The sequence below is a fragment of the Gordonia sp. UBA7860 genome, assembly GCF_002500165.1.
Classification (GTDB): domain Bacteria; phylum Actinomycetota; class Actinomycetes; order Mycobacteriales; family Mycobacteriaceae; genus Gordonia; species Gordonia sputi.
The window spans coordinates 3,022-26,729 of the sequence record NZ_DLSO01000087.1 but is presented as its reverse complement, the minus strand read 5'-3'; the positions used below and the strand labels follow the sequence as shown (position 1 = coordinate 26,729).

Sequence of the window (23,708 nt, the reverse complement as noted above, 5' to 3'; positions counted from 1 at the left end):
CCTGCGCGGGCGAGTTCATAGATGACAACTCTGCCAAGTCTGCGGCTGCCGCACACCTCGGATGGGTCACTTGCCGTCGGTCGGTATGCTCTACAGACCATGAGCGACGAGCAGAACACCGAAACCGCCGAGAGCGACAGCGTCGAGGGCTCGGCACCGCCGGTCAAGGCGCCTGCCGCGGTCGTCGCGTCGATCAAGAAGTTCGTCGCCACCGAGGGTGGGGCCGCGAAAGCCGTCCTGCAGCCCATCGGCACCGCCGGGGTGCGCATCACGCTCGTCGGGGAGTCCAACGGATACCTCGGCGACCGGGTCGTCGACGACGTCGCGACCGCGCATGCCGTCGTCGACGCCGTGCCCGGCCTCGAAATCGGGGAGTGGGATCGGGAACTGACGTCGAAGGCGACCGTGTCGCCCGAGCACTATCGCAAGATGGCCGGCTGGGTTGCCCATTCCGAGCATTTCCCCAAGGCGCGCAACAGCGCGATCATCTGACGGTTAGGCGGGCGCTCCCGGTCAGTTGACGGGTGCGTCGCCGCGTTCGCGCTGGCCGACCTCGTCAGTGTGATCCCTGCCCGAGTATTGATTACTGCCCGACCGCTGATCACTGCCGAACCACAGCACCAGCCAGGTGGCGCCGATCATCAGCAGCGCGCTACCGAGCATGTGCGCGATGACCAACGCCATCGGAAGGTTGGTGGCGTACTGGATGCCGCCGATCACGCCCTGCAGTGCAAGCAGCCCGACGTAGATGAGCGCGGCTCGGGTCTGCGGCATGTGGAGAACCCGTGCTGTGACGGCCACCGCCAGTGCCAGACCCACCAGCACGAACACGAAGTCGGCGTGCAGCTGTGTCATCGCGCCCGGGTCGAGTCCGTTGCGTGGCGCGTCTGCGTCACCCGCATGAGGACCCGATCCCGTGACGACGGTCCCGACGTAGATGGTCGCCCAGGTGAGGAGATAAATCAGCCACGACAGGGCGCTGCCGAGGCGGGCCGCCACGATGTTCGTCGTCTTGTCACGCTCGCGCGGCGAGGTCCGGAACACCAGAACGGTTGCCAACGACACCAACGCCATCGACAACACAAAGTGCAGCGAGACGACCCACGGATTCAGATCGGTGAGCACCGAGATGCCGCCGATGATTGCCTGGAACGGGATGCCGAGCGCGATGAGTGTTGCCAACCAGCGGTCGCCGCGCGTCGAGCCGCGTCGACGGAACACCGCGAGCCACGTCCCGATGGCCACAACGACGAGGACCCAGGTGAGCATCCGGTTGCCGAACTCGATGGCTCCGTGCATCCCCAGCGCCTGATGCGGAACGAAGGAACCGTCGGTGCACTGAGGCCATGTCGGGCAGCCGAGACCCGAACCGGTGAGGCGCACTGCGCCGCCGGTGACGACGATGCCGACATTGACGACCAACTGTGCGATGGCCCAGCCATATACGAAACGCGCCGTCGGGTCTGCGAATCCGGGGACGCGGCCGAACAGGCCACGACGTCGGGTCGTTGTGTCGCGCGATGCGGCATCGGGGGATTCGGGGGAGCGCTCGGTACGCGTATCTGACGTCGTCATTGGAATCGAAACCACCTCACCGCCAGCGCAGAGCCTATCGCGGCCCAGGCCAGCAAAACCACTACGCCGAAGACGTCGACACGCCCATCGGCAGCTTGTTGCAGCGCTTCGGTCAACGCACCAGACGGCACCACGCGAGCCACCCACCAGACCGAGTCGGGTACACGCGACGACATCACGACGAGACTGCCGACGCCCAGCATCGCGAACCACAGGAGATTGGCCAGCGCCAGGACGATCTCTGCCTTGAGTGTTCCGCCGAGCAGTAATCCGAGAGCGGAGAACGCAGCCGTGCCCAGCGCGATGATCAGCGCGCCGATCAGCAGACCGACGGGTTCGGGACGCCATCCGAATGCGACGCCGATAGCTCCGAGCAGGATCGCCTGTGCGATGACGACGATGACGACTGCCATCGCTTTGCCCGCGATGATGCCCCACCGCGGAATCGGCGTCGCCCCAAGCCTTTTCAGTGCGCCGTACCGTCGGTCGAACCCGACGGCGATGGCCTGTCCGGTGAATGCGGTCGACATGACCGCGACGGTCAGGATGGCGGGCACGAAGGTCGCCGCGCGTTCGGCGTTGGTCGTGCCGAGGTCGGTGTCGAGGGGTAGCAGACACAATCCGATCAGCAGGGTGATCGGGATGAACATCGTCAGCAGCAACTGCTCGCCATTGCGGAGCAGCAGGGTCAGCTCGAGCCGCGTCTGCGCGGCGAGCATCGCGGGAAGCGACGCGGGTTGCGGGTGCGGGGCGAAGGTTCCCGGCGGGAACTGCGACGTCGACCGAGTGCGTGCGGCGGTCATCGACGCAACTCCCGTCCGGTGAGGTCGAGGAAGACGTCCTCGAGGCTGCGGGTCTCGACGCGCAGATCGGTGGCGAGAACGTTGATCTTGGCGCACCACGCGGTCACCGTCGCCAACACCTGTGGTGTCACGTCGCCGCTGACCAGGTAATTGCCCGGCAGCGGTTCGGTACAGCGATAGTCCTCGGGCAGCGCGAGTTCGAGCATCGTCAGGTCGAGCCCGCGCGGTGCGGTGAACCGCAGTTCGTTCTCGGCCCCGCGACTCGTCAGCTCCGCCGGGGTGCCATTCGCCACGACCTTGCCGTGGTCGATGATCACGACCTGGTCGGCGAGTTCTTCTGCTTCGTCCATGAGGTGGGTGGTGAGCAACACCGAGACGCCGTCGCCGCGCAGACGGTCGATGATCTCCCAGACCACCAGGCGTGCCTGGGCGTCGAGTCCGGCGGTGGGTTCGTCGAGGAAGACCAGTTCGGGTCGGCCGACGATGGCGCACGCGAGCGAGAGCCGCTGCTGCTGACCACCGGAGAGGCGTCGGAACGGGGTACGCGCGGCCGATTCGAGACCGAGAGCGTCGAGCAGCCAATCGGGATCGATGGGGTCGGCCGAGTACGCGGCGCACAGCCGCAGCATTTCCTCGGCGCGAGCACCGGGATATGCGCCGCCACCCTGCAGCATGACGCCGATCCGGGTGCGGAGTCTGTCGTTGTCGCGCCAGGGGTCGAGGCCGAGCACTGACACGCTGCCCTCATCGGCGTGCAGGAACCCCTCACAGATCTCCACCGTCGTGGTCTTGCCCGCGCCATTGGGGCCGAGGAGCGCGAGGACGGTTCCGGACTCCAGGTCGAGGTCGAGCCCATCGACGGCGGCCCGGTCGTCGTAGCGCTTCACCAGTCCGCGTACGCGCACCGCGGCGTCGGGTTTTGTCGTCGAGTCCGTCGAGACGGATCCGCGAGAGCGACGATCGGTCATCGGATCGTCTGCCGGCGATGGTGAATGTGAAGCCGTGCTGCGCACACGCCAAGACTATGCGGTGAGGGGTGCTGGAGAGAAAACGGTGCTGCTCCCGACGCCCCTGTGCCCGACGTCGTCACGCGTCGGTGTTCGACGTCGAGCGGCTGCGTCTATGCCGGGTGAACGGCAGATCCTCGAAGAACAGCGCCGTCAGTATCGCGACCATGATCACACCGGCGAGCAGGCCCTGCGCGAGCACGACGCCGCTCGTGTTGGAACTCGTCGGCATGACAACGATCGCAATGATCGCCGACGCCGCGATGCTCAACACGCGGAACCACGGGCCGGTCGCCCACGCGGCGAGGGGGATGACGGCCCACAACAGGTACCAGGCCTGCACGAACGGGAAGAACAAGACGACGGTGGCCATCGCGATCCCGAGCCCGCCGAGCGGGTGGAGTCGTCCGGCGAGGGTCGCCAGCATCCAGCGGACGACGAAAATCGCGGCGATGAGCTGCCCGATGGGGCGCGCGACGTCGAGGATGGCCTGCGTCTGATCGCCGAGGCCGAGCCACACGCCGACCCTGCCGGTACTCACCGACATCAACGTCGGCATCGACATCCAGGACCGCACGATCTCGCCCGTCGACAGCGTCGTCGTCCACCCGAAACCGAGTCCTGTCCCGACACTAATACCCACCACGACTATGGCGAGAATCACGAAGAGGAAGCCTGCCGACGCCGCGAGCGCACGCACCGAATCCCGCGACCGCGACCACCACGTACTCACCGGAGCATGACGAAGCGCGGGCAGCGTGGCGCCCCACCGTCTTGCGAGGGCGACGCCGACGAATCCGAGGGCGAGCATCGATGTGACCTTCACCATGGACGACGCAGCGATCACCGCCGTGCCCGCGATGAGCAACCAACCCGCCTGGCTTGGCCAGAATCCGGAGCCTCGCAGCCTCCCGCTGCTGTAGATCCCCGCGAAACACAGCTCCAGTCCGACGAGCATCAGGCCGAGCATGAGTGCCTCGTTGTGGATGCCTCCGACGAGGTGCAGGATCACGAGCGGATTCATCGCGCCGAGCCACAGAGCCGCAACGCCCGACACCCCGCAGCGCCGTGCGAGGCGGGGCAGCGCCCAGACGATCAAGCCAACCCCGAGCAGTGCCACGAGTCGATGCAGGAAGATCGCCGCGGTGATGTTGTCCCCGGTGATCTTGGTGATGCCCTCACCGATCCAGATGAAGAACGGACCATACGGCGCGGGGGTGTCACGCCAGAGATTGGGCACGGATCGCGTGAGGACGTCGTCGACGCCGAGTCCGCGAACAGGACTCACCGAGTAGGGATCCATGCCGCGTTCGGCGATGGCGCTCTGTGCCAGATAGGAGTAAATGTCCTTGCTGAGCAGCGGTGGAGCGACGAGGATCGGGGCGATCCAGAGCAGCAGCGTGCTGTCGGCCTGGCGTCGGGTCATGCGCCGCTGCGGGCTTCGACCCTCCAGCACCTCGACGCTGAACCGGCCGACCGCGAAGCGTCCGATCATCAGCCACGCGACGACGAGCATCAGCGTTCCGCCGATCGACATCGTCAGTGCCGTGCTCCACATCCGGGACGGCAGCGACAGGAGGCGCATTCCCGCGACGGGATTCTGCAGCACGGGGATCTGGCCGGTACCCAGCGAACCGATCAGCAGCAGCACCGATCCGGTGGCTCCGAAGATCTTGATCCGGAAGAGTCGCCGATTCTCCTCCGCGTTGAGTGGGCCGACTTCCTGTTCGGTCTCGTGCAGTGTCGCGACCGACCGGCCGTAGTCGCCCGTCGTGTCCGAGTCCGTGTCGGCTTCTCGCGCAGACTTCAGCCCGAGGTACGTCGCGGCACGACGCAGGACACTGGTTTCTGACACGAGACGACTGTAATGGTTGCCTCGTCATGTCCCTTCGACACCGCACCCGAGCGCCGAGTCGGTAACCGCTTAGGTCACCCTTGCTGGAAGCGGGGAAGTAATTACGTCACACTGGCGTTGTGAAAACCATGCGGAGTGATGCAGTGCTGTCTGCCGACAGCGCCCGTCCCGGTGTGGTCGCCGATCCAGGAGCCATGCCCGCCGACGGGCAGACACGTGCTGCCGTGGTGTCGCTGCTCGTCGAAGACGGGCCGCTGACCGCGGGAGAGATCGCCGAGCGGTTGGGTATCAGTCCTGCAGGCGTGCGTCGTCATCTCGACGCGCTTGTCGATGCCGGTGATGCCGAACACGCCTCGCCCGGTTTCGGCCGGGGCGGTGAGCGCGGACGGGGCAGGCCGGCGAAGTGGTTCCAATTGACGGCGACCGGTCGTGGAAAGCTTCAACACGCATACGACGACCTCGCCGGGGCAGCCATGCGCAAGCTCCGCGAGATCGCCGGTGAGGAAGCGATCGGTGAGTTCGCACGTGACCGGATCGAGGGCATCGTCGACGGGGTACGTCCCGTAGCGGAGTCCGGCTCGGTGGCCGACACGGTCGAAGAGATCGCCGACGCTCTCACCAGCGCGGGTTACGCCGCCAACACCAGATTGGTCGGCTCCGGCGTCCAGATTTGCCAGCACCACTGCCCCGTGGCACATGTCGCGGCTGAGTTCCCCGAACTCTGTGAGGCAGAAACCGCGGCGTTCACCGAGCTTCTCGGTACGCACGTACAACGTCTCGCGACGATCGCCAACGGCGATTGCGCGTGTACAACGCATGTCCCCCTGATGATCGGCGACAACCAGCCCGGCAATGACGCCGTCGCCGACCCGAAGCAGACGAGTCGAAAGGCCCAGCGATGACAGTTACAGATGGACAGGCTCCATTGACCCAAGAGGAGACCATCGCCTCACTCGGCACGTACGGATACGGGTGGGCCGATTCCGACGTCGCAGGAGCGAGTGCGCAGCGTGGACTCTCCGACGCCGTGGTCGCCGACATCTCGTCGAAGAAGAGCGAACCGGACTGGATGCTCGAGAACCGCCTCAAGGCGCTGCGCATCTTCGACCGCAAGCCCATGCCGCACTGGGGTGCTGAGCTCGACGGCATCGACTTCGACAACATCAAGTATTTCGTGCGCTCGACCGAGAAGCAGGCAGCTTCCTGGGACGACCTGCCCGAAGACATCAAGAACACCTACGACAGGCTCGGCATCCCCGAGGCCGAGAAGCAGCGTCTCGTCGCAGGCGTCGCGGCGCAGTACGAGTCAGAGGTGGTCTACCACCAGATCCGTGAGGACCTCGAGCAGCAGGGCGTGATCTTCCTCGACACCGACACCGGTCTCAAGGAGCATCCCGAGATCTTTCGCGAGTACTTCGGATCGGTCATCCCGGCGGGCGACAACAAGTTCTCCGCGCTGAACACCGCGGTCTGGTCGGGCGGATCGTTCATCTACGTGCCCCCGGGCGTGCACGTCGACATCCCGCTGCAGGCCTACTTCCGGATCAACACCGAGAACATGGGCCAGTTCGAGCGCACGCTGATCATCGTCGACGAGGGTGCCTACGTGCACTACGTCGAGGGCTGCACCGCGCCGATCTACAAGACCGACTCACTGCACTCGGCCGTCGTCGAGATCATCGTGAAGAAGGGTGGACGCTGCCGCTACACCACCATTCAGAACTGGTCGAACAACGTCTACAACCTGGTCACCAAGCGTGCCAAGGCTGAGGCGGGCGCCACGATGGAGTGGATCGACGGCAACATCGGCTCGAAGGTCACGATGAAGTACCCGGCAGTCTGGCTGACGGGCGAGTACGCCAAGGGCGAGGTGCTCTCCGTCGCATTCGCCGGCGAGGGCCAGCATCAGGACACCGGATCGAAGATGGTCCACCTCGCGCCGCACACCTCGAGCAACATCGTCTCCAAGTCGGTGGCGCGGGGCGGCGGACGAGCCTCCTACCGCGGTCTGATCAAGGTCAACAACGGTGCGCACGGCAGCCGTTCGACGGTGAAGTGCGACGCATTGCTCGTCGACACCATCAGCCGTAGCGACACCTACCCGTACGTCGACATCCGCGAGGACGACGTCACGATGGGTCACGAGGCCACCGTCTCCAAGGTCAGCGACGATCAGCTCTTCTACCTGATGAGTCGCGGACTGACCGAGGACGAGGCGATGGCCATGGTCGTGCGCGGATTCGTCGAGCCCATCGCGAAGGAACTCCCGATGGAGTACGCGCTCGAACTCAACCGCCTCATCGAACTCCAGATGGAAGGAGCCGTCGGCTGATGGCTGATCCGACAATCCCGGTCTCGGTTCCGGGCAGCACAGTCGCGCCCGTCAACCGCGGCGAAGCCGCCCCTGTCAACAAGGGTGAGTTGTTCACCTCATTCGACGTCGAGGCGTTCGAGGTTCCCAGCTCACGTGAAGAGGCGTGGCGATTCACCCCGTTCCGACGCTTGCGCGGTCTGCACGACGGCAGCGCGACGGCCGACGGACAGGCAACTGTCTCGGTCACCGGCGCAGGTGACGGCGTCACCGTCGAGACCGTCGGACGCGACGACAAGCGACTCGGTCAGGGTGGAGTGCCGTTCGATCGCATTGCGGCGCAGGCGTATTCGTCGTTCACCGAGGCTACGGTCATCACCGTCGCCCGCGAGGTCGAGGTCGGCGAGCCGATCGTGATCACACTCGAGGGCCCCGGCGTCGACAAGACGGCGTTCGGTCACGTGCAGATCCGCCTCGAGCCCTTCGCGCGTGCGGTCGTCGTCCTCGACCAGAAGGGCAGCGGAACCTACGCGGAGAACGTCGAATTCATCGTCGACGACCAGGCAGCGTTGACCGTCGTCAACGTCCACGACTGGGCCGACGACGCCGTGCATGTCGCAACGCACCACATCAAGGTGGGTCGCGATGCCGTGCTGCGTCACTTCGCGATCAGCCTCGGCGGCGACCTCGTCCGCCTCTCACCGCTGGTCCGCTACGCGGCGCCGGGCGGCGACGTCGAACTCTGGGGTCTGTACTTCGCCGATGCCGGACAGCATCTCGAACAGCGACTCCTCATCGACCACAACCAGCCGAACTGCCGCTCCAACGTGGTGTACAAGGGTGCGCTGCAAGGAGATCCGTCCGGCGACCGCAGTCGTGAGGCGCACACGGTCTGGATCGGCGACGTGCTGATCCGTCCGGAAGCCGAGGGCACCGACACGTTCGAGCTCAACCGCAACCTGCTGCTCACCGACAACGCGCGTGCCGACTCGGTGCCGAACCTCGAGATCGAGACCGGCGAGATCGTCGGCGCAGGCCACGCCAGCGCCACCGGCCGATTCGACGACGAGCAGCTGTTCTACCTGCAGGCCCGCGGCATCCCGGAAGACCAGGCCCGACGCCTCGTCATCCGTGGATTCTTCGGCGAGGTCATCGCCAAGATCACGGTGCCCGAACTGCGCGAACGTCTCTCCGCCGCCATCGAACACGAACTCGAGATCTCCGGCGCCTGATCGCGCGTGGACCGCTGATCGAGCTTCAACCCGCTGATCGAGACCGAACCCGCCGATCGAGACCGAACCCGCTGATCGAGACCGAACCCGCTGATCGAGACCGAACCCGCTGATCGAGCTTGTCGAGATCACCGAACCCGCCGATCGAGCCCCGAACCCGCTGATCGAGCTTGTCGAGATCACCCAGCCCCAGAAAGAAAGCCACATGAGCACACTCGAAATCCGTGACCTGCACGTCGACGTCGCGCAGTCCGACACCGACGCCGAGCCGATCCACATCCTCAAAGGCGTCGACCTGACGGTGAAGTCGGGGGAGACCCACGCACTGATGGGCCCCAACGGCTCCGGCAAGTCGACGCTCTCCTACGCGATCGCAGGCCACCCGAAGTACAAGGTCACCAGCGGCACCATCACCCTCGACGGCGAGGACGTGCTGGAGATGAGCGTCGACGAGCGCGCCCGCGCAGGTCTGTTCCTCGCGATGCAGTACCCCGTCGAGGTTCCTGGCGTCTCGATGTCGAACTTCCTGCGCACCGCGGCGACCGCCGTCCGTGGCGAGGCTCCCAAGCTGCGCCACTGGGTCAAGGAGACCAAGGAGGCGATGACCGCACTCGAGATCGATCCGTCGTTCGCCGAGCGCTCGGTCAACGAGGGCTTCTCCGGTGGCGAGAAGAAGCGTCACGAGATCCTGCAGCTAGACCTGCTCAAGCCGAAGTTCGCAATCCTCGACGAGACCGACTCCGGCCTCGACGTCGACGCGCTGCGCGTCGTCAGCGAGGGCGTGAACACGTACAAGGCCGAGGAAAACGGCGGCATCCTGCTGATCACGCACTACACGCGAATCCTGCGCTACATCAAGCCGGACTTCGTGCACGTGTTCGTCAACGGTCGGGTCGTCGAATCCGGTGGGCCCGAGCTGGCCGACGAGCTCGAAGAGAACGGTTACGTCCGCTTCACGACGGCTGCTGCGGCGGGCTGAGCCATGTCGACGGAGACCGTGGCCGACAAGGCTTCGACGCTCGACGTCGACGCCATCCGTGCCGATTTCCCGATTCTGTCCCGCACGGTGCGCGACGGAAAGCCGTTGGTCTACCTCGATTCCGGTGCGACCTCGCAGCGTCCGGTCCAGGTGCTCGATGCCGAGCGTGAGTTCCTGACGACCCACAACGCCGCGGTGCATCGTGGCGCGCATCAGCTCGCAGAGGAGGCCACCGACGACTACGAGGGCGCCCGCGAGAAGATCGCCGCCTTCGTGGGTGTCACCGCACCCGAGACGGTGTTCACCAAGAACGCGACCGAGTCGCTGAACCTGGTCACCTACACGCTCGGCGACGACCGCAGCGCACCGCTGTTCGGTGGTCGACAACTCGGCGAGGGCGACACAGTCGTCATCACCGAACTCGAGCATCACGCGAATCTCGTTCCGTGGCAGGAGCTATGCCGACGTACCGGCGCGACCCTGCGCTGGTACGGCGTGACCGACGACGGCCGCATCGACCTCGATTCACTCGAGCTCGACGACACCGTGAAGGTCGTCGCGTTCACGCACCAGTCCAACGTGACCGGTGCCGTGGCCGACGTCGACGAGTTGGTTCGCCGAGCTCGTGCTGTCGGTGCGCTCGTCGTGCTCGACGCCTGCCAGTCGGTTCCGCACATGCCAGTCGATTTCCGTGCGCTCGACGTCGATTTCGCGGCGTTCTCCGGGCACAAGATGCTCGGACCGTCGGGTGTCGGTGTGCTGTACGGCAAGGCAGAGCTTCTTGCTGCGCTGCCTCCGTTCATCACCGGCGGATCGATGATCGAGACCGTCACGATGGAGGCAACCACCTACGCCGATCCGCCTCAGCGGTTCGAAGCAGGCGTGCCGATGACCTCGCAGGTCGTCGGATTGGGTGCGGCCGTCGACTATCTGTCGGCAATCGGGATGGATGCTGTTGCCGCGCATGAGCATTCGCTCGTCGAGCACGCACTGCATTCGCTCGGAGAGATCGAGGGACTGCGCATCGTCGGACCCACGACGACCGAAAACCGCGGTGGTGCAGTCTCGTTCGTCGTCGACGGCATTCACGCACACGACCTCGGGCAGATCCTCGACGACGAGGGTGTCGCGATCCGCGTCGGACATCATTGCGCGTGGCCGCTGCACCGACGTTTCGGTGTTGCGGCGACGGCCCGTGCGTCGTTCGCGGTTTACAACACGCATGACGAGGTCGACGCTCTCGCCGCGGCAATCGTCAAGGCGCAGAAGTTCTTCGGAGTCGTCTGACATGCGTATGGAGCAGATGTATCAGGACGTGATCCTCGATCACTACAAGCACCCGCACGGCCGCGGGCTGCGCGAGCCGTTCGGCGCCGAGGTCCATCACGTCAACCCGACGTGTGGTGACGAGGTGACCCTTCGCGTCGCGCTCTCCGACGACGGCAACACCGTCACCGACATCTCCTACGACGGGCAGGGCTGCTCGATCTCGCAGGCGTCGACATCGGTGCTGTTCGACCAGCTCGAGGGCGCCAGCGTCGACGACGCCTTGTCGACGGTCGCGTCGTTCAACGCGATGATGACCTCCCGCGGCTCCGACGAGGGCGACGAAGACATCATCGGCGACGGCATCGCGTTTGCCGGAGTGAGCAAGTATCCGGCACGCGTCAAATGTGCACTGCTGGGCTGGATGGCGTTCAAGGACGCCCTGGCGCAGTCGGTGGAAGAACGTGAATCAGAACAGGTGGAAGCCCCATGACCGAACAGCCTTTGGCAGACACATCGGCAGTCGAGACGCCCCCGGTCGAGACCCCCGCAGGCCAGACCCCCGCAGCCCAGACACCCGTGAGCGCACCGAGCACCTCGCTGCCCCAACTCGAGGACGTCGAGGAAGCGATGCGCGACGTCGTCGACCCTGAGCTCGGTATCAACGTCGTCGACCTCGGACTCGTCTACGGCATCGAGATCACCGACGACGCCGTCGCCAAGATCGACATGACACTGACGTCGGCGGCATGCCCGCTGACCGACGTCATCGAGGACCAGTCGCGCGCAGCGCTCATCGGCAGCGGCTTGTGCACCGAGTTGGAGATCAACTGGGTGTGGCTGCCGCCGTGGGGCCCCGACAAGATCACCGACGACGGCCGCGAGCAGCTGCGCGCGTTGGGATTCACTGTCTGACAATTCGCTTGTGCCGCCTCATAGGGTGAAGGCGTGTTATTAGCCTTCGAGATTGCACGAACCGATGCTGATGGTGGGCAATCGCTGCCTCCCGCGACGGATCTGGGCTTTCTGCTACACAAGCATCCCGACCGGGTGCAGCGGTTCGCCACCACACAGGGGGAGGCGACGGTGTTCTATCCCGTTGCCGAGGCTGATCGTTGCCGCGTCGTCCTTCACGTCGACGGCCGTGGTGCCCGCGTGGACACGCATGCTGACGTCGACCGATACGTGAACACAATCCCGTACGCGGCGTCGACTCGTCTCGTGGTCGCGATCGGCAAGGTCTTCGGCGACGCGATTGCAGGACGCTGCACGAGCCGCGCGGAACTCGTCGACCACGCGTGGAACGTGACGGTGTTGATTCCATCAGTGCCCGCGCGCGGCGAGCTGCGCCCCGCGGACGTATTCGGACCCCTCGGCTGGTCGGTGACGGCGCGTGCCGAGCCCCTGATGCCCGCGGACTGGGGTGACTCCGACTTCGCCACCCTCACGCTGTCCGGCCGATTCACGGTGCGCGACAGCCTACGACACATCGCCGTCGCGCTGCCGGCTCTCGCGGGCGACAAGCACTATTTCGTCGATGACGACGAGGTCGACAAACTGCTCCGACTCGGGGACGGCTGGCTCGCGGACCATCCCCGACGCGACGCGATCGTTCGCGGGTACCTGAAGAACCTGGGTGGCCTGACAACGGAGGCGCTCACTCGGCTCGGCTCGGATCGTGTCGATCAGGAGAGCGCCGATGACGAAACACGCGCCGTCGAAACCCGCCGGCGAAGCCCGGATACGCGACAGACGCTGGCCGATGAGCGTGTCGGGTGGGTCGCCGAGATCATCCGTGGCACGCAGGCGCGTTCGGTGCTCGACGTCGGCTGCGGCGAGGGGCGCCTACTCGACGCGCTGTCCGCCGACAGCGTGGCGACACGCCTCGCCGGCGTCGACGTATCCACTGACGAATTACATTCGGCTGCACGACGACTCGAGCGTCGGCGCGGGATCGAACTATGGCAGTCCTCGCTGCTCTACACCGATGAGCGCTGCCGCGGATTCGACGTCGTGGTCCTGATGGAGGTGATCGAGCACATCGATCCCGGCCGGTTGCCGGTTGCCGTCGACTCGGTCTTCGACACGATGCAACCCGGTGCTGTCATCGTCACCACACCGAACGCCGAGTACAACCCGGTCTACGGGCTCGACAACAGCTTCCGCCATCCGGACCACCGCTTCGAATTCACCCGCGACGAGTTCGAAACGTGGTGTGGACGAGTGGCCGCCGACTATTCGTACGAGGTCGCCCTGTCGGGGATTGGACAGTTCGTCGACGGCGTCGGAACTCCCACGCAGAGTGCGGTATTCCGGCGAATCGATGCGGGAGTTGCTCGATGACGGTCATCGAACTGCCCACGTTGTGCCTTGTGGTGTTGGTCGGGGCGTCGGGCGCAGGCAAGTCGACGTTTGCGCACAAGCACTTCGCGCAGACAGAAGTGCTCTCGTCGGATGTGTTCCGCGGCCTTGTCGCCGACGACCCGAGAGACCAGTCCGCCACTGCAGACGCGTTCGGTGCACTGCTGGACATCGCGGATCGGCGACTCCGCCGTGGACTGCTGACCGTCGTCGACGCGACGTCGGTGCGGCCCGAAGACAGAAAAGTGCTGCTCGACCTCGCCAAGGAGCGAGACGTATTCGCGGTGGCCGTCGTGCTCGACGTAGGGCTCTCCGATCTCCAGCGGCGTGCGGAGAACCGCCCCGACATCGATCCCGGCGTGATCGGACGCCAGCACCGGCTCCTCCACCAGTACGGAAAGAACCTCCGCAAGGAGGGGTTTCGATTCGTCCACACCCTCGATGGGATCGATGCGATCGACCAGGCGCAGGTCGTGCGTACCAGGCTCTTCAACGATCGCACCGACGAGCACGGACCGTTCGACATCATCGGCGATGTGCACGGCTGCGCACGAGAACTGTGCGCACTTCTCGCCGCACTCGGCTGGACGGTGCGCCGCTCGCAGGCGGGCGACTTCCTCGGCGTCGACGCTCACCCGGACGGACGTCGCGTGATCTTCGTCGGTGATCTCGTCGACCGCGGCCCCGACACACCGGAGGTGTTGCGAATCGCCATGTCGATGACCGCCCACGGGCAGGCGTTCTGTGTACGTGGCAATCACGAAGAGAAGTTGCTCCGAGCGCTGCGTCAGCGGCGGTCGAGGTCGGCGACCACCGAGCGGGCGGCCCGGCACGGACTCGCCGAGTCGCTCGGGCAACTCGACGCCGAGCCGCCCGAATTCGTCGCCGACGTAATCGATTTCATCGATGGTCTGGTGTCGCACTATGTCTTCGATGACGGGCGTCTGGTGATCTCACACGCCGGATTGGCGCAGCGTTACCACGGGCGCACGTCGGGCAGGGTGCGGAATCTGGCCATGTACGGCGAAACCACCGGTGAGACCGATCGGTGGGGGTATCCGGTGCGGCTGGACTGGGCGCGCGACTACCGCGGTGACGCGCGGGTCGTGTACGGCCACACACCGGTTCCGGTGCCCGAATGGATCAACAACACACTCTGCGTCGACACGGGCTGTGTGTTCGGTGGACGGCTCAGCGCGCTGCGCTACCCGGAGAACGACGTGGTCGGAGTGTCGGCTGGCGAGACGTACTGGCCGTCGGAGCGACCGATGGGTTACGGCGACTCGGATGCCGACGAACGCGTCCGCTCTCGTCTGCGACTCGACGATGTCGTCGCAGGTGACAAGAGGCTGATCTCCACACGGTTCGGTCCGTCGGTCACAGTGCGCGGCGACCGCGCTGCGTCGGCGCTCGAGGTGATGTCGCGTTTCGCGGCCGATCCCCGCTGGCTCCGGTATCTGCCGCCGACGATGAGTCCGGTCGGCGCACAGCGTGCCGACCTGCTCGAGGACCCCGATGCCGCATTCGCCTACTACGCCCAGGCGGGTGTCGACACGGTGCTCTGCGAAGAGAAGCACATGGGCTCGCGTGCGGTGGTGGTCGTCACCCGTGACGCACGCGCGGCCAGGCGTGGCTTCGGCATCGACGGGCCCGGCGCGCTGTACACCAGAACCGGCCGCATGTTCTTCGACGACGAGACCACCGCTTGGCTATTGCTGCGGGCACGCAGCGGGGCGTCCGAACTGTTCGACGCGCTGGACTGCGAGTGGGTGATTCTCGATGCCGAATTGCTGCCGTGGAATATCAAGGGGCAGCAACTGATTCGCGACAACTATGCAAACCTCGCCGCGGCGGCGTCCGTCGAACTCGACGCATACGCCGCCGAACTCGACACCGCAGCCACGCGGGGACTCGACGTGGGCGACCGGCGGAATTCGGTACGCGGCGAGCGTGCGGACATCGACGCGTTCAGTTCCGCATATTCGCGGTATGTGACACCAGGCGCAGGCATCGACGACGTGCGGATCGCGCCGTTCGAGGTGCTCGCAGCAGGTGGAGGGGATTCGGTGTCGCGGACGTTCGAATGCGAATCTCATCTGTGGCACCTCGGCGTCGCCGACCGACTCGTGCGCGCCGACCCGAGTTTGTTCGCGCCGACGGCGCGACAGCTTGTCACCACGACCGACGCGTCGTCGTGCCGGGCGGGTGCGCGCTGGTGGAGCGAGATCACGACAGACGGCGCCGAGGGGATGGTGGTCAAACCACTCGCGAACATGGTGCGCGACATAAAGAATCGCCTCGTGCTCCCCGGCGTGAAGGTTCGTGGCGAGGAGTACCTGCGCATCATCTACGGCCCGGGCTATCGCCACGACCTCGACCGGCTACGGTCTCGCGACCTGCGGCACAAGCGGTCGATGGCGATGCGCGAGTACCAACTCGGTCGCGAGGCTCTCGCCAGGCATGTCGACGGCGCGCCGCTATGGCGGGTCCACGAGTGTGTATTCGGCGTCCTGGCACTGGAATCCGAGCCGGTGGATACTCGGCTCTGAGCTCGCGGAGGCACCATCGCCGCTCGGATTCACCGGTCTGATCGGCGTCCTGTCACAGCGACTGCTGTCCGCATCCACTCGTCGACGCTGAGCAAGAATGGGAACTGCCTTCGCAGCCCGGTGAGATCAGCGGTGGACATCCGCCCTTCGTCGGTAGCCGACTCCAGGCGTTCGATGAGCGGATCTCCCGCTGGGTCGATTCTCCGGTAGCTGAGTGTGCGGCCCAGGTGCTCGCCGATCACTTTGGCCATCTGATCTCCGGTGAGTTCGTCGCCCGCGATATCCAGCGTGCGTCCGCGATACCGATCGGGTGATTCGACGATGCGGACAACAATGCGACCGATGTCGCGTACCGCGATGAACTGCATGGGCTTGCTGTCTGCCATCAGGAACTCGATGTGGTCGCTGGTCTGGTCGCGTGAGGGTACCGGAATCATCTCCATGAACGTCGCAGGCCTGATGATCGTGACGGACTGGTCACTGCGCCCGAGGTAGTTTTCGATCCGTCGCTTCGTCTCGAAGTGGGCAATCCCGGAGTCGCTCTGGCCGACCACCATCGACGAGCTATACACGAGGTGATCGACCCCCGCGTCGCGCGCGAGGTCGGCGACCATGATGCCGGCGGCGACCTCGGATTCGTCGGACATCGGCCGGCCCGGTTGACCGGAACTCGGTTGAACGCTGAAGACGCTGTCCGCTCCCTCGAATGCCGCACGGATCGATGTGCTGTCGGCGAAGTCGCCGCGTACCGTTTCCACACCGGTCGCCGCCAACTCCTGTGCGCGCGGCGACGACTGGTCCCGGACCACTGCTCGGACCTTCCAGCCCGCATCGCGCAGGGCTCGGGCGACCGATCCTCCCTGCTGCCCGGTCGCTCCGAGGACGGTGATCAGTCCGGCACGTCGCGATCCCGGTAGGTGTGACGTCGGTGAGTGTGAGTGCGTTGACGCCATCATGTTCTCCCTGCTTCGGGTCGTTGCTCCCCGTTGACGCGACTGTAGGATCGTGTTTCCTACCGATTGGTAGGACTGACCGGAAGACGATCGCATGCCGACTTCGCACCCAGCCACAGCGGACTGTTTCGTTCGACTCGGTGTCGTACTCATCTCCCACAGGTGGGACGCAGTGGTGCTGACAGCGCTGCGGGCGGGGCCGGCGCGCAGGGTCGATCTGATCGCATCGATCGGCGGGATCAGCGACAAGTCGCTGCACCAGTCACTGGTGCGACTGCGGAAGCGGCAGCTGGTCCATCGGGGCGACGCCTCGACGCACGCGTTGACAGACGTGGGTTCCTCGCTGGCCAGCGGGCCGCTCCTCGACCTGGCGCGCTGGGCAGAACAGCACCAGCTCTCTGTGCGGACCGACGGGTAGCGCGGCGGTGTCGCGAGCACCTGCCGTGGCACCCTGGATACATGGACGAACCAGAGGGACGGTTTCGTCGTGTCCGCCGCTGGAAGCCGCCCACGTACGAGACCCGCGTCGAGAAGATGATCCGCGAGGCCACCGAGCGTGGCGAGTTCGACAACCTGCCGGGCATGGGCAAGCCGCTCGACCTCTCCGATACCGACGACCCCGATTGGTGGGTCAAGCGCAAGATCCGCGACGAAGGACTTGATACGACGGCACTGCTGCCCGCCTCTCTGCAGCTACGAAAGGAGGCGCAAGGCTTTCCCGATTCGCTGGCAGACATCGCCGACGAATCAGCGGTGCGCGACATTCTCGCCGACTTCAATCGCCGTGTGCGCGAAGCACATCTGACCACGCGGGCCGGGCTGCCATCGGTCGTCACGGCCCACATCGTCGACGTCGACGAGATCATCGAGCAGTGGCGGTCGCTCAGGCGGGGGAGTCGGTGATTCGGTGCCCCGCGACCGGCTCCACGATGATGGAGCGGTCGAACGTGGCCGACTCGAATCCGTCTGCCGGATGAGGACGAGGCGCCGACACGCACCGGTTTGATTGCCGGTCAGGTTCTCGGTTTGGCGTTGAGCCGCAAGGTTCTCGAGCTTCCACTGACCACAGACATTCCCGCGCAGACTCTGGTGAACAGCGTCGGCGCGACGATCCAGCACTACCTGACGGAACCGCTCGACTGACAGCTCAGACGTCGGACCAGCTGTGGCCGGTCGCGGCACCGCGCGCGATGGCCATCCCGGTTCGGATACCGACGCTCTTGACCACGCGGCCCATCGCCTCGAGTGTGCCCGGGAGGTTGTCGCGCTCGCTGAGGTAGCTGCGTTGGGCGCCGATCGGCATGGTGAAGAAGGCGTCGAAGAAGTCGAGGGTCTGCTCGGCCGAGAGATCCAGCAGCGCCGACAGGCCGCGGATTCGAAGTTCGTGCACCGAACGCGCCGACGTCGGCCACAGGGCCGCGGCGGGGTCGGCGCCGTCGGCGATCGCGGTCGCGACGGCGTCGGCACAGGCCAGCGAGGTTGCGACACTGTAGCCCGTCGTCGGGTTCTTCATCCCGCCCGCCGCGCCGAACCGGAAAACCGAGTCCCTCCACGGCGTCGTCGACGCGCCGACGAGCGGGAAGTTCACCACCTCGGTGCGGAGAACAGTTGGCTCATGGTCGCCCAACCGCACCCGGAGACGATGTTCGAGCTCTGGGATCGACAGCGCGGGATGCCCTGCGAGACAAGTCTCTTCGAGCAGCACAGTCCCATCGCCGAGTGGCACGGCGTAGAGAAACGACGGTAGTGGTGAGCCTGCGGCGCCGAGCCGGCGGGGACTCGCCCACTCCATCAGCAGCGTGTCGGCGCCGTCGAGTACCGCCGCCGCGTCCTTCACGTCGACGACGATTCCGAAAGCGGTTTGGTACGGGGCGTCGTGCGGCAGCGCACCACGACAGTCGATGATCTGATCGGCCTGCACGACCGAACCGTCAGCGCACACCACCCGATCAGCCGATACCGACGTCGCCGCCGACGCCACCAGCGCTACCTCGTCGAGGTCCAATTCGGTTGCGAGAGCGGCATTGTCGATAACTGTGTAACCGCGCGCGATGTGGTGACGGGTGCGTGCAGACACCTGTACCGCGTCGGTCTGTGCTGCAATGGCGTTGTCACTCAACCAGTTCGGTAGTTCGTCGGTCCATGCCGCATAGGTGGCGTGCCACGTTCTGTCGGGGTGCGGATCGACAAGGGTGGTGTCCACCCCGTGGTGGCGCAACCGGTGGGCCAGGCCTCTGCCTGCCGGACCACCGCCGACCACCACCGCCGAACGGGACATCGTCACATCGATCCGGTGGCCAACAGTCCGCCGTCGACCTGCAAGGTCTGACCGGTGATCCACGACGCGTTGTCGCTGACAAGAAAGGCGGCCGCTTGCGCGATGTCTTCCGGGTTGCCGAGTCGGCGCAGCGGGTAGCCGGCAATCGCGCGCTCTTCGTTGTCGCCTGCGATGAGTGCGTCGGCGAACTTCGTCTTGACGATGGCGGGCGCGATCGCATTGACGCGGATCTGCTGGGGTCCGAGTTCCCACGCGAGCTCTGCGGTCAGGCGGATCAACGCGGCCTTCGACGCCCCGTAGGCGGCGATGACTCCGGTGGAGCGAATTCCGGCGACCGAGGCGATATTGAGCACGGCACCTCCTGAATCGGCCATGCCCGCCCGGTATGCCTCTTGGACAAATCCGAGGGCGGCGACCACGTTCGTGTCGAAGATCTTGCGGACCGCGTCGAGATCTGCGTCGACGAGCGGACCGTAGGTCGGGTTGATGCCTGTGTTGTTGACCAGTATGTCGATCCCACCGCAGAGCCGCACCGCGGTCGCGACGGCGTCGGCTCGATGGGTGGCGTCGCCGGTGTTGCCGGGACAGATGTCCACCTTCGCCCCGTCAACCGCGTTCCGGATCGACTCGGCTGCCTGGTGCAGCGGTTCGGGTTTGCGGCCGGTGATGACCGCCGAGGCGCCTCGACGGGCGAGTTCGGTGGCGATGGCCAATCCGATGCCGCGGCTCGCGCCTGTGACGAGTGCGGATCGCCCGGTGAGATCGGGTGTTGGCAACATTCCGGTGGGTTCAGCTGTGCGTTCGGTCACCCTGCTACCGTATCGAGCGACGTGAGGAAGTCGCGGCCGCCCGGGGTGGAAAAACCAGTGGCCGGCGCACAGTAGACTGGTTCGTCGTGATCACCGCGACCGACCTGGAAGTTCGAGCGGGCGCTCGGACCCTGCTGTCGGCGCCCGGCTCAGCACTGCGTATTCAACCCGGCGACCGGATCGGCCTCGTCGGCCGCAACGGTGCTGGTAAGACGACCTCGCTGCGCATACTCGCGGGCGAGACCGAACCCTACGCGGGGACGGTGACCCGGACGGGCGATCTCGGCTATCTACCGCAGGACCCCAAAGAAGGCGACCTCGACGTCGTCGCCCGCGATCGAGTGCTGTCGGCGCGTGGGCTCGACGACATCATGCATCAGATGGAGAAGCAGCAGGCCTTGATGGCCGAGGCTGCCGACGACAAGGTGCGAGACAAGGCTGTCGCACGCTACGGGCGTCTCGAGGAGCGCTTCTCCGACCTCGGCGGCTATGTCGCCGAATCCGAGGCCGCGCGCATCTGCAACAGCCTCGGATTGCCCGACCGCGTACTGGGACAGCCGCTGCGCACGCTCTCGGGCGGACAGCGCCGTCGTATCGAACTCGCCCGAATCCTGTTCGCCGCGTCGGACGGTTCGGGAAAATCTGCGACGACGCTGCTCCTCGACGAGCCGACCAACCACCTCGACGCCGACTCGATCACCTGGCTGCGCAGCTTCCTGCAGAACCACGAGGGTGGACTCGTGGTGATCAGCCACGACGTCGACCTGCTGGCCGACGTGGTCAACAAGGTGTGGTTCCTCGACGCCGTCCGCGGCGAGGCCGACGTCTACAACATGGGCTGGAAGCGCTACCTCGACGCACGCGCGACCGACGAGCAGCGTCGTAAGCGTGAGCGTGCCAATGCGGAGAAGAAGGCGTCCGCGCTGCGCGCACAGGCGGCAAAGCTGGGCGCCAAGGCCACGAAAGCCACTGCGGCACAACAGATGCTCAAGCGTGCCGATCGGATGATCGATTCACTCGACGAGGAGCAGGTGGCCGACCGCACCGCCCGGATTCGCTTCCCGGAGCCGGCGGCGTGCGGCAAGACACCGCTGATGGCGTCGGGGCTGAGCAAGTCCTACGGCTCACTCGAGATCTTCACCGGCGTCGACCTCGCTATCGACAAGGGCAGTCGTGTGGTCGTGCTCGGACTCAACGGTGCGGGCAAGACCACCCTGCTCAAGGTGCTCGCCGGTGTCGAGGCGTCGGATACAGGCTCGCTGGAGCCCGGCTACGGACTCAAGATCGGCTACTTCGCTCAGGAGCACGACACCCTCGACGACATGGCGACGGTGTGGGAGAACATTCGGCACGCCGCGCCCGACGCGGGCGAACAGGATCTTCGTAGCCTGCTCGGTGCGTTCATGTTCACCGGACCTCAGCTCGACCAACCCGCGGGCACGCTGTCCGGTGGTGAGAAGACGCGACTGTCGCTGGCAGGCCTCGTGTCGTCGGCGGCCAACGTGCTGCTGCTCGACGAGCCGACCAACAACCTCGACCCGATCTCGCGCGAGCAGGTGCTCGACGCTCTGCGTAGCTACACCGGTGCCGTGGTGCTCGTGACTCACGATCCCGGTGCTGCGGCGGCGCTCGATCCGCAACGCGTGATTCTCCTGCCTGACGGCACCGAAGACCACTGGAGCGACGAATACCAGGAGCTCATCGAGCTCGCGTGAGCATCATGGCCGGTCCGTCGGGCCAGCCACAATGCCCGACAACGGAACTCGCTTGCCGACGTCGCGGCCGCTGACGTGACCGACGGGAGTGGCCAGAATCTCGTGGTGATCGGTGGCGTCGGACTCGACGTGAATCGTTCCCGTCGCCCCGTTCTGGACGTATCCGCTCGGGGCCACCTCCTCGCGGGCGCGGTAGCAGCCTGTCGGCAGCGTACGAATCAGGAGGCCCTGTGCATCGGTCGCTCCTGACCCACGTGGGTGCCCGGCACACGTCGTGATCGCGAACCGCGCGCCCGGCAGCGGGTGGCCGTCGATGCGGTCGCGTACTGCGATCCGCAGCTGGCCTGAGCCGTCGTCGAATCCGCCGTTGCGTTCGACCCCCGTTCCGATGGACCGACTCGATTCCTGGTCTCGCGTCGTCACGGTGAACGTTCCCGAACCGGGTGCAGCCGAGGCGGCCGTCGACGCTCCGGCGACTCCGACGAGCGCCAACATACCGGCAGCCGTGAGAGTGGTTGCCGCACGGACGAATCGGCTGTTCATGCCCGCGTCGCCCACGCGATGATGTTGTCGGCGTAGCCGAGCGGGGGACCGACGAACGGCCCACCGCACGTGACGAGAGCGAGGGTCTCCGGCCCGTCGAGGCGGTTGAGCTCCGCTGCCGGAAAGCCCTTCTCCTTGTCGGCCTTCTGGACATCTCGCACCCGGTAATGGATGGTTTCACCTTTCGCGGTGGTGACCGCGACATCGGTTCCCGATGTCAGAGAGCCGAACCGAGCCGCGAAGCCACGCCCCTGGGATGCTTCGTCGACGTGCCCGGTCACGACAATGGTGCCCTTGCCTGATCCGGGTAGCGCTGAATCGACCCACCAGCCGAGGCGATGGACATCCTGCGGCGGCAGGAGGGCTCCGGTAGTGTCCGTCGCCACCGCATCGGTCACAGCGGAATCACCACCGACGGCAATACTTTTCGGTGCTGCCGGCTCATCGGTCCTGGCGTTGACGGGTGCGGGCAGTTGAGTCTGCGCAGACGGTGCGGTCACCTGCGACTCGCTCGAGCGGGTCGAGCATCCGACGAGAAGCGTCAGACTCAGAGCCAGCAGGCAGAACAGTGTACGTATCGGTGTGGTTTTCATGGTCGGTCCACCGGTCCCGACGGAATCGACGAGAGCGATGTCCTGCCGGACGGATTGCGGTCGCTCACGTGGTCGACGGGAGTGTTGTAGACCGTCACCGTCGAGATCTTGTTGGTGGACACGTCGACGGAGTACGAGCGGCCCTCGGACACATAACCTTTCGGTGCCGCCGTCTCCTTGAGGCGGTAGCACCCCGGTGCGAGTTCACGGTTGACGACACCGCCGTCGCCGGTCGTCGCCGATCCCAGAACCTGTCCGGAGCAGGTGGACACCATGAAACTCGCTCCCGGCAGTTTAACGCCGGTGACCCTGTCGGCCTTGACCACCTGAAGGGTTCCGGAGTCATTCCCGCCATCGTCGGTGCGTGCGAAGGAAATCTGAATATGGTTGCCGAACAGCCCGACTTCAACTGTGCCGCTACCCGAAATGAGCCGCAGCCCGTTGGGCCACGTGATGGTTTCGTACCTGTAGGTCCCCACGTTCACGGTCAGATCGGCAGGGGCGGTCACCATCGTCACTGCGCCGGTCTCGTTGTTGGTTAGACGTACCCGCGCACCCTGCACCGGCGTGATGCCGCCGGGATAGGGGATGAACGATGCGACGTAGAGGTGTGCGCTACCGGACTCCGGAGGAGTGGTCGGAGAACTCGGGGTTGTCGATGTCGGCGCTTGGACGGTCGTCGACGGGCCGGGCGCGGAGGTGCTCGGTGCCGACGAACTCGGGAGTGACGGATCGGTGGTGGCGGGGGTGGGGGGTGGGGGGGGCTGCGTCGTCGGCTGGGCAACGGGTGTGGCGGGGGGGGGGGGGGGGGGGGGGGGGGGGGGGGGGGGGCCGGCCCCCGCCCCCCCCCGCGGGGGCGCCCCGCCGTGCTGGCCAGGC

Annotated in this window: 24 protein-coding genes; 14 read left to right on the top strand and 10 right to left on the bottom strand. The window is 65.9% G+C overall.

Translation table 11 applies throughout. The features are described 5' to 3' along the window. The first annotated feature begins 99 nt into the window (after positions 1-99). Positions 100-492, top strand: a complete 393-nt coding sequence (locus tag B3T59_RS11690) for a hypothetical protein (RefSeq protein ID WP_064863164.1) — start codon at positions 100-102, stop codon at positions 490-492. A gap of 21 nt (positions 493-513) precedes the next feature. Here B3T59_RS11690 and B3T59_RS11685 read toward each other — a convergent pair whose 3' ends face one another. The 4 genes from B3T59_RS11685 to mptB form a co-directional block, all read right to left on the bottom strand. Further along, complete coding sequence (locus B3T59_RS11685; RefSeq protein WP_064863163.1) at positions 514-1,575, bottom strand: COX15/CtaA family protein; 1,062 nt, start codon at positions 1,573-1,575, stop codon at positions 514-516. Further along, complete coding sequence (locus B3T59_RS11680) at positions 1,572-2,378, bottom strand: ABC transporter permease (RefSeq protein ID WP_287003472.1); 807 nt, start codon at positions 2,376-2,378, stop codon at positions 1,572-1,574. Before B3T59_RS11680 ends, B3T59_RS11685 begins: the two co-directional genes overlap by 4 nt. Further along, the gene (locus B3T59_RS11675) at positions 2,375-3,346 is read right to left on the bottom strand and encodes an ABC transporter ATP-binding protein (RefSeq protein ID WP_064863161.1); all 972 of its coding nucleotides are present in this window, start codon (positions 3,344-3,346) and stop codon (positions 2,375-2,377) included. Before B3T59_RS11675 ends, B3T59_RS11680 begins: the two co-directional genes overlap by 4 nt. A 118-nt stretch (positions 3,347-3,464) precedes the next feature. Further along, positions 3,465-5,240: a polyprenol phosphomannose-dependent alpha 1,6 mannosyltransferase MptB gene (gene mptB, locus B3T59_RS11670; RefSeq protein ID WP_287003471.1), complete on the bottom strand. Its 1,776-nt coding sequence runs from the start codon at positions 5,238-5,240 to the stop codon at positions 3,465-3,467. A 128-nt stretch (positions 5,241-5,368) separates the two neighbouring features. On the opposite strand from mptB, the gene B3T59_RS11665 reads away from it, so the two are divergent. The 9 genes from B3T59_RS11665 to B3T59_RS11625 all read left to right on the top strand — a co-directional run bounded on the left by B3T59_RS11665 (position 5,369) and on the right by B3T59_RS11625 (position 15,938). Next, a complete protein-coding gene (locus B3T59_RS11665; protein WP_064863159.1) occupies positions 5,369-6,142 on the top strand; it encodes a helix-turn-helix transcriptional regulator in 774 nt (257 codons plus the stop codon). Next, a complete protein-coding gene (gene sufB, locus B3T59_RS11660; RefSeq protein WP_064863158.1) occupies positions 6,139-7,572 on the top strand; it encodes a Fe-S cluster assembly protein SufB in 1,434 nt (477 codons plus the stop codon). Before B3T59_RS11665 ends, sufB begins: the two co-directional genes overlap by 4 nt. Beyond that, complete coding sequence (sufD, locus tag B3T59_RS11655; RefSeq protein ID WP_287003469.1) at positions 7,572-8,783, top strand: Fe-S cluster assembly protein SufD; 1,212 nt, start codon at positions 7,572-7,574, stop codon at positions 8,781-8,783. The genes sufB and sufD overlap by 1 nt, the downstream gene beginning before the upstream one ends. Before the next feature lie 205 nt (positions 8,784-8,988). Further along, complete coding sequence (gene sufC, locus B3T59_RS11650) at positions 8,989-9,762, top strand: Fe-S cluster assembly ATPase SufC (RefSeq protein WP_005202779.1); 774 nt, start codon at positions 8,989-8,991, stop codon at positions 9,760-9,762. A 3-nt stretch (positions 9,763-9,765) separates the two neighbouring features. Beyond that, positions 9,766-11,049 (top strand): cysteine desulfurase, encoded by a 1,284-nt coding sequence (locus tag B3T59_RS11645; protein WP_287003468.1) that lies wholly within the window; start codon positions 9,766-9,768, stop codon positions 11,047-11,049. Between the two features lies 1 nt (position 11,050). After that, positions 11,051-11,521 carry a Fe-S cluster assembly sulfur transfer protein SufU gene (gene sufU, locus B3T59_RS11640; protein ID WP_251721342.1) on the top strand — a complete coding sequence of 157 codons (471 nt, stop codon included), beginning with the start codon at positions 11,051-11,053 and terminating at the stop codon, positions 11,519-11,521. After that, positions 11,518-11,943, top strand: coding sequence for a metal-sulfur cluster assembly factor (locus tag B3T59_RS11635; protein ID WP_251721344.1), 426 nt, complete (start codon positions 11,518-11,520; stop codon positions 11,941-11,943). Before sufU ends, B3T59_RS11635 begins: the two co-directional genes overlap by 4 nt. Before the next feature lie 33 nt (positions 11,944-11,976). Further along, positions 11,977-13,371 carry a 3' terminal RNA ribose 2'-O-methyltransferase Hen1 gene (locus tag B3T59_RS11630; protein WP_251721345.1) on the top strand — a complete coding sequence of 465 codons (1,395 nt, stop codon included), beginning with the start codon at positions 11,977-11,979 and terminating at the stop codon, positions 13,369-13,371. Beyond that, positions 13,368-15,938 (top strand): polynucleotide kinase-phosphatase, encoded by a 2,571-nt coding sequence (locus B3T59_RS11625; RefSeq protein ID WP_287003467.1) that lies wholly within the window; start codon positions 13,368-13,370, stop codon positions 15,936-15,938. The genes B3T59_RS11630 and B3T59_RS11625 overlap by 4 nt, the downstream gene beginning before the upstream one ends. Before the next feature lie 29 nt (positions 15,939-15,967). On the opposite strand, the gene B3T59_RS11620 is transcribed toward B3T59_RS11625, so the two are convergent. Next, positions 15,968-16,891: an NmrA/HSCARG family protein gene (locus B3T59_RS11620; protein ID WP_287003466.1), complete on the bottom strand. Its 924-nt coding sequence runs from the start codon at positions 16,889-16,891 to the stop codon at positions 15,968-15,970. A gap of 94 nt (positions 16,892-16,985) precedes the next feature. Between B3T59_RS11620 and B3T59_RS11615 the strand changes: the two genes are divergently transcribed. From B3T59_RS11615 to B3T59_RS11605, 3 genes are all read left to right on the top strand, one after another. Next, on the top strand, positions 16,986-17,309 hold the full coding sequence (locus tag B3T59_RS11615) for a winged helix-turn-helix transcriptional regulator (RefSeq protein ID WP_287003465.1): 324 nt from the start codon (positions 16,986-16,988) through the stop codon (positions 17,307-17,309). A 41-nt stretch (positions 17,310-17,350) separates the two neighbouring features. Beyond that, positions 17,351-17,794 carry a DUF1992 domain-containing protein gene (locus B3T59_RS11610; protein ID WP_287003464.1) on the top strand — a complete coding sequence of 148 codons (444 nt, stop codon included), beginning with the start codon at positions 17,351-17,353 and terminating at the stop codon, positions 17,792-17,794. A 99-nt stretch (positions 17,795-17,893) separates the two neighbouring features. Beyond that, entirely contained in the window at positions 17,894-18,034 is a 141-nt protein-coding gene (locus B3T59_RS11605; protein WP_349681967.1) for a hypothetical protein, read from the top strand. A gap of 4 nt (positions 18,035-18,038) precedes the next feature. Here the strand turns inward: B3T59_RS11605 and B3T59_RS11600 are convergent, their stop codons facing one another. Beyond that, positions 18,039-19,169 carry a lycopene cyclase family protein gene (locus B3T59_RS11600; RefSeq protein ID WP_251721358.1) on the bottom strand — a complete coding sequence of 377 codons (1,131 nt, stop codon included), beginning with the start codon at positions 19,167-19,169 and terminating at the stop codon, positions 18,039-18,041. Positions 19,170-19,171: 2 nt separating this feature from the next. After that, positions 19,172-19,948, bottom strand: coding sequence for an SDR family oxidoreductase (locus B3T59_RS11595; RefSeq protein WP_287003475.1), 777 nt, complete (start codon positions 19,946-19,948; stop codon positions 19,172-19,174). A gap of 116 nt (positions 19,949-20,064) precedes the next feature. On the opposite strand from B3T59_RS11595, the gene B3T59_RS11590 reads away from it, so the two are divergent. Beyond that, positions 20,065-21,693, top strand: coding sequence for an ABC-F family ATP-binding cassette domain-containing protein (locus B3T59_RS11590; RefSeq protein ID WP_005202799.1), 1,629 nt, complete (start codon positions 20,065-20,067; stop codon positions 21,691-21,693). Positions 21,694-21,696: 3 nt separating this feature from the next. Here B3T59_RS11590 and B3T59_RS11585 read toward each other — a convergent pair whose 3' ends face one another. Genes B3T59_RS11585 through B3T59_RS11575 form a run of 3 tightly spaced genes read right to left on the bottom strand, consistent with a single transcriptional unit; the run spans position 21,697 to position 23,341 of the window. Then, positions 21,697-22,251: a prealbumin-like fold domain-containing protein gene (locus tag B3T59_RS11585; protein ID WP_287003462.1), complete on the bottom strand. Its 555-nt coding sequence runs from the start codon at positions 22,249-22,251 to the stop codon at positions 21,697-21,699. Then, positions 22,233-22,829, bottom strand: a complete 597-nt coding sequence (locus B3T59_RS11580; RefSeq protein ID WP_287003461.1) for a class F sortase — start codon at positions 22,827-22,829, stop codon at positions 22,233-22,235. Before B3T59_RS11580 ends, B3T59_RS11585 begins: the two co-directional genes overlap by 19 nt. Next, a complete protein-coding gene (locus B3T59_RS11575; protein WP_287003474.1) occupies positions 22,826-23,341 on the bottom strand; it encodes a prealbumin-like fold domain-containing protein in 516 nt (171 codons plus the stop codon). The genes B3T59_RS11580 and B3T59_RS11575 overlap by 4 nt, the downstream gene beginning before the upstream one ends. Positions 23,342-23,708 lie beyond the last annotated feature (367 nt).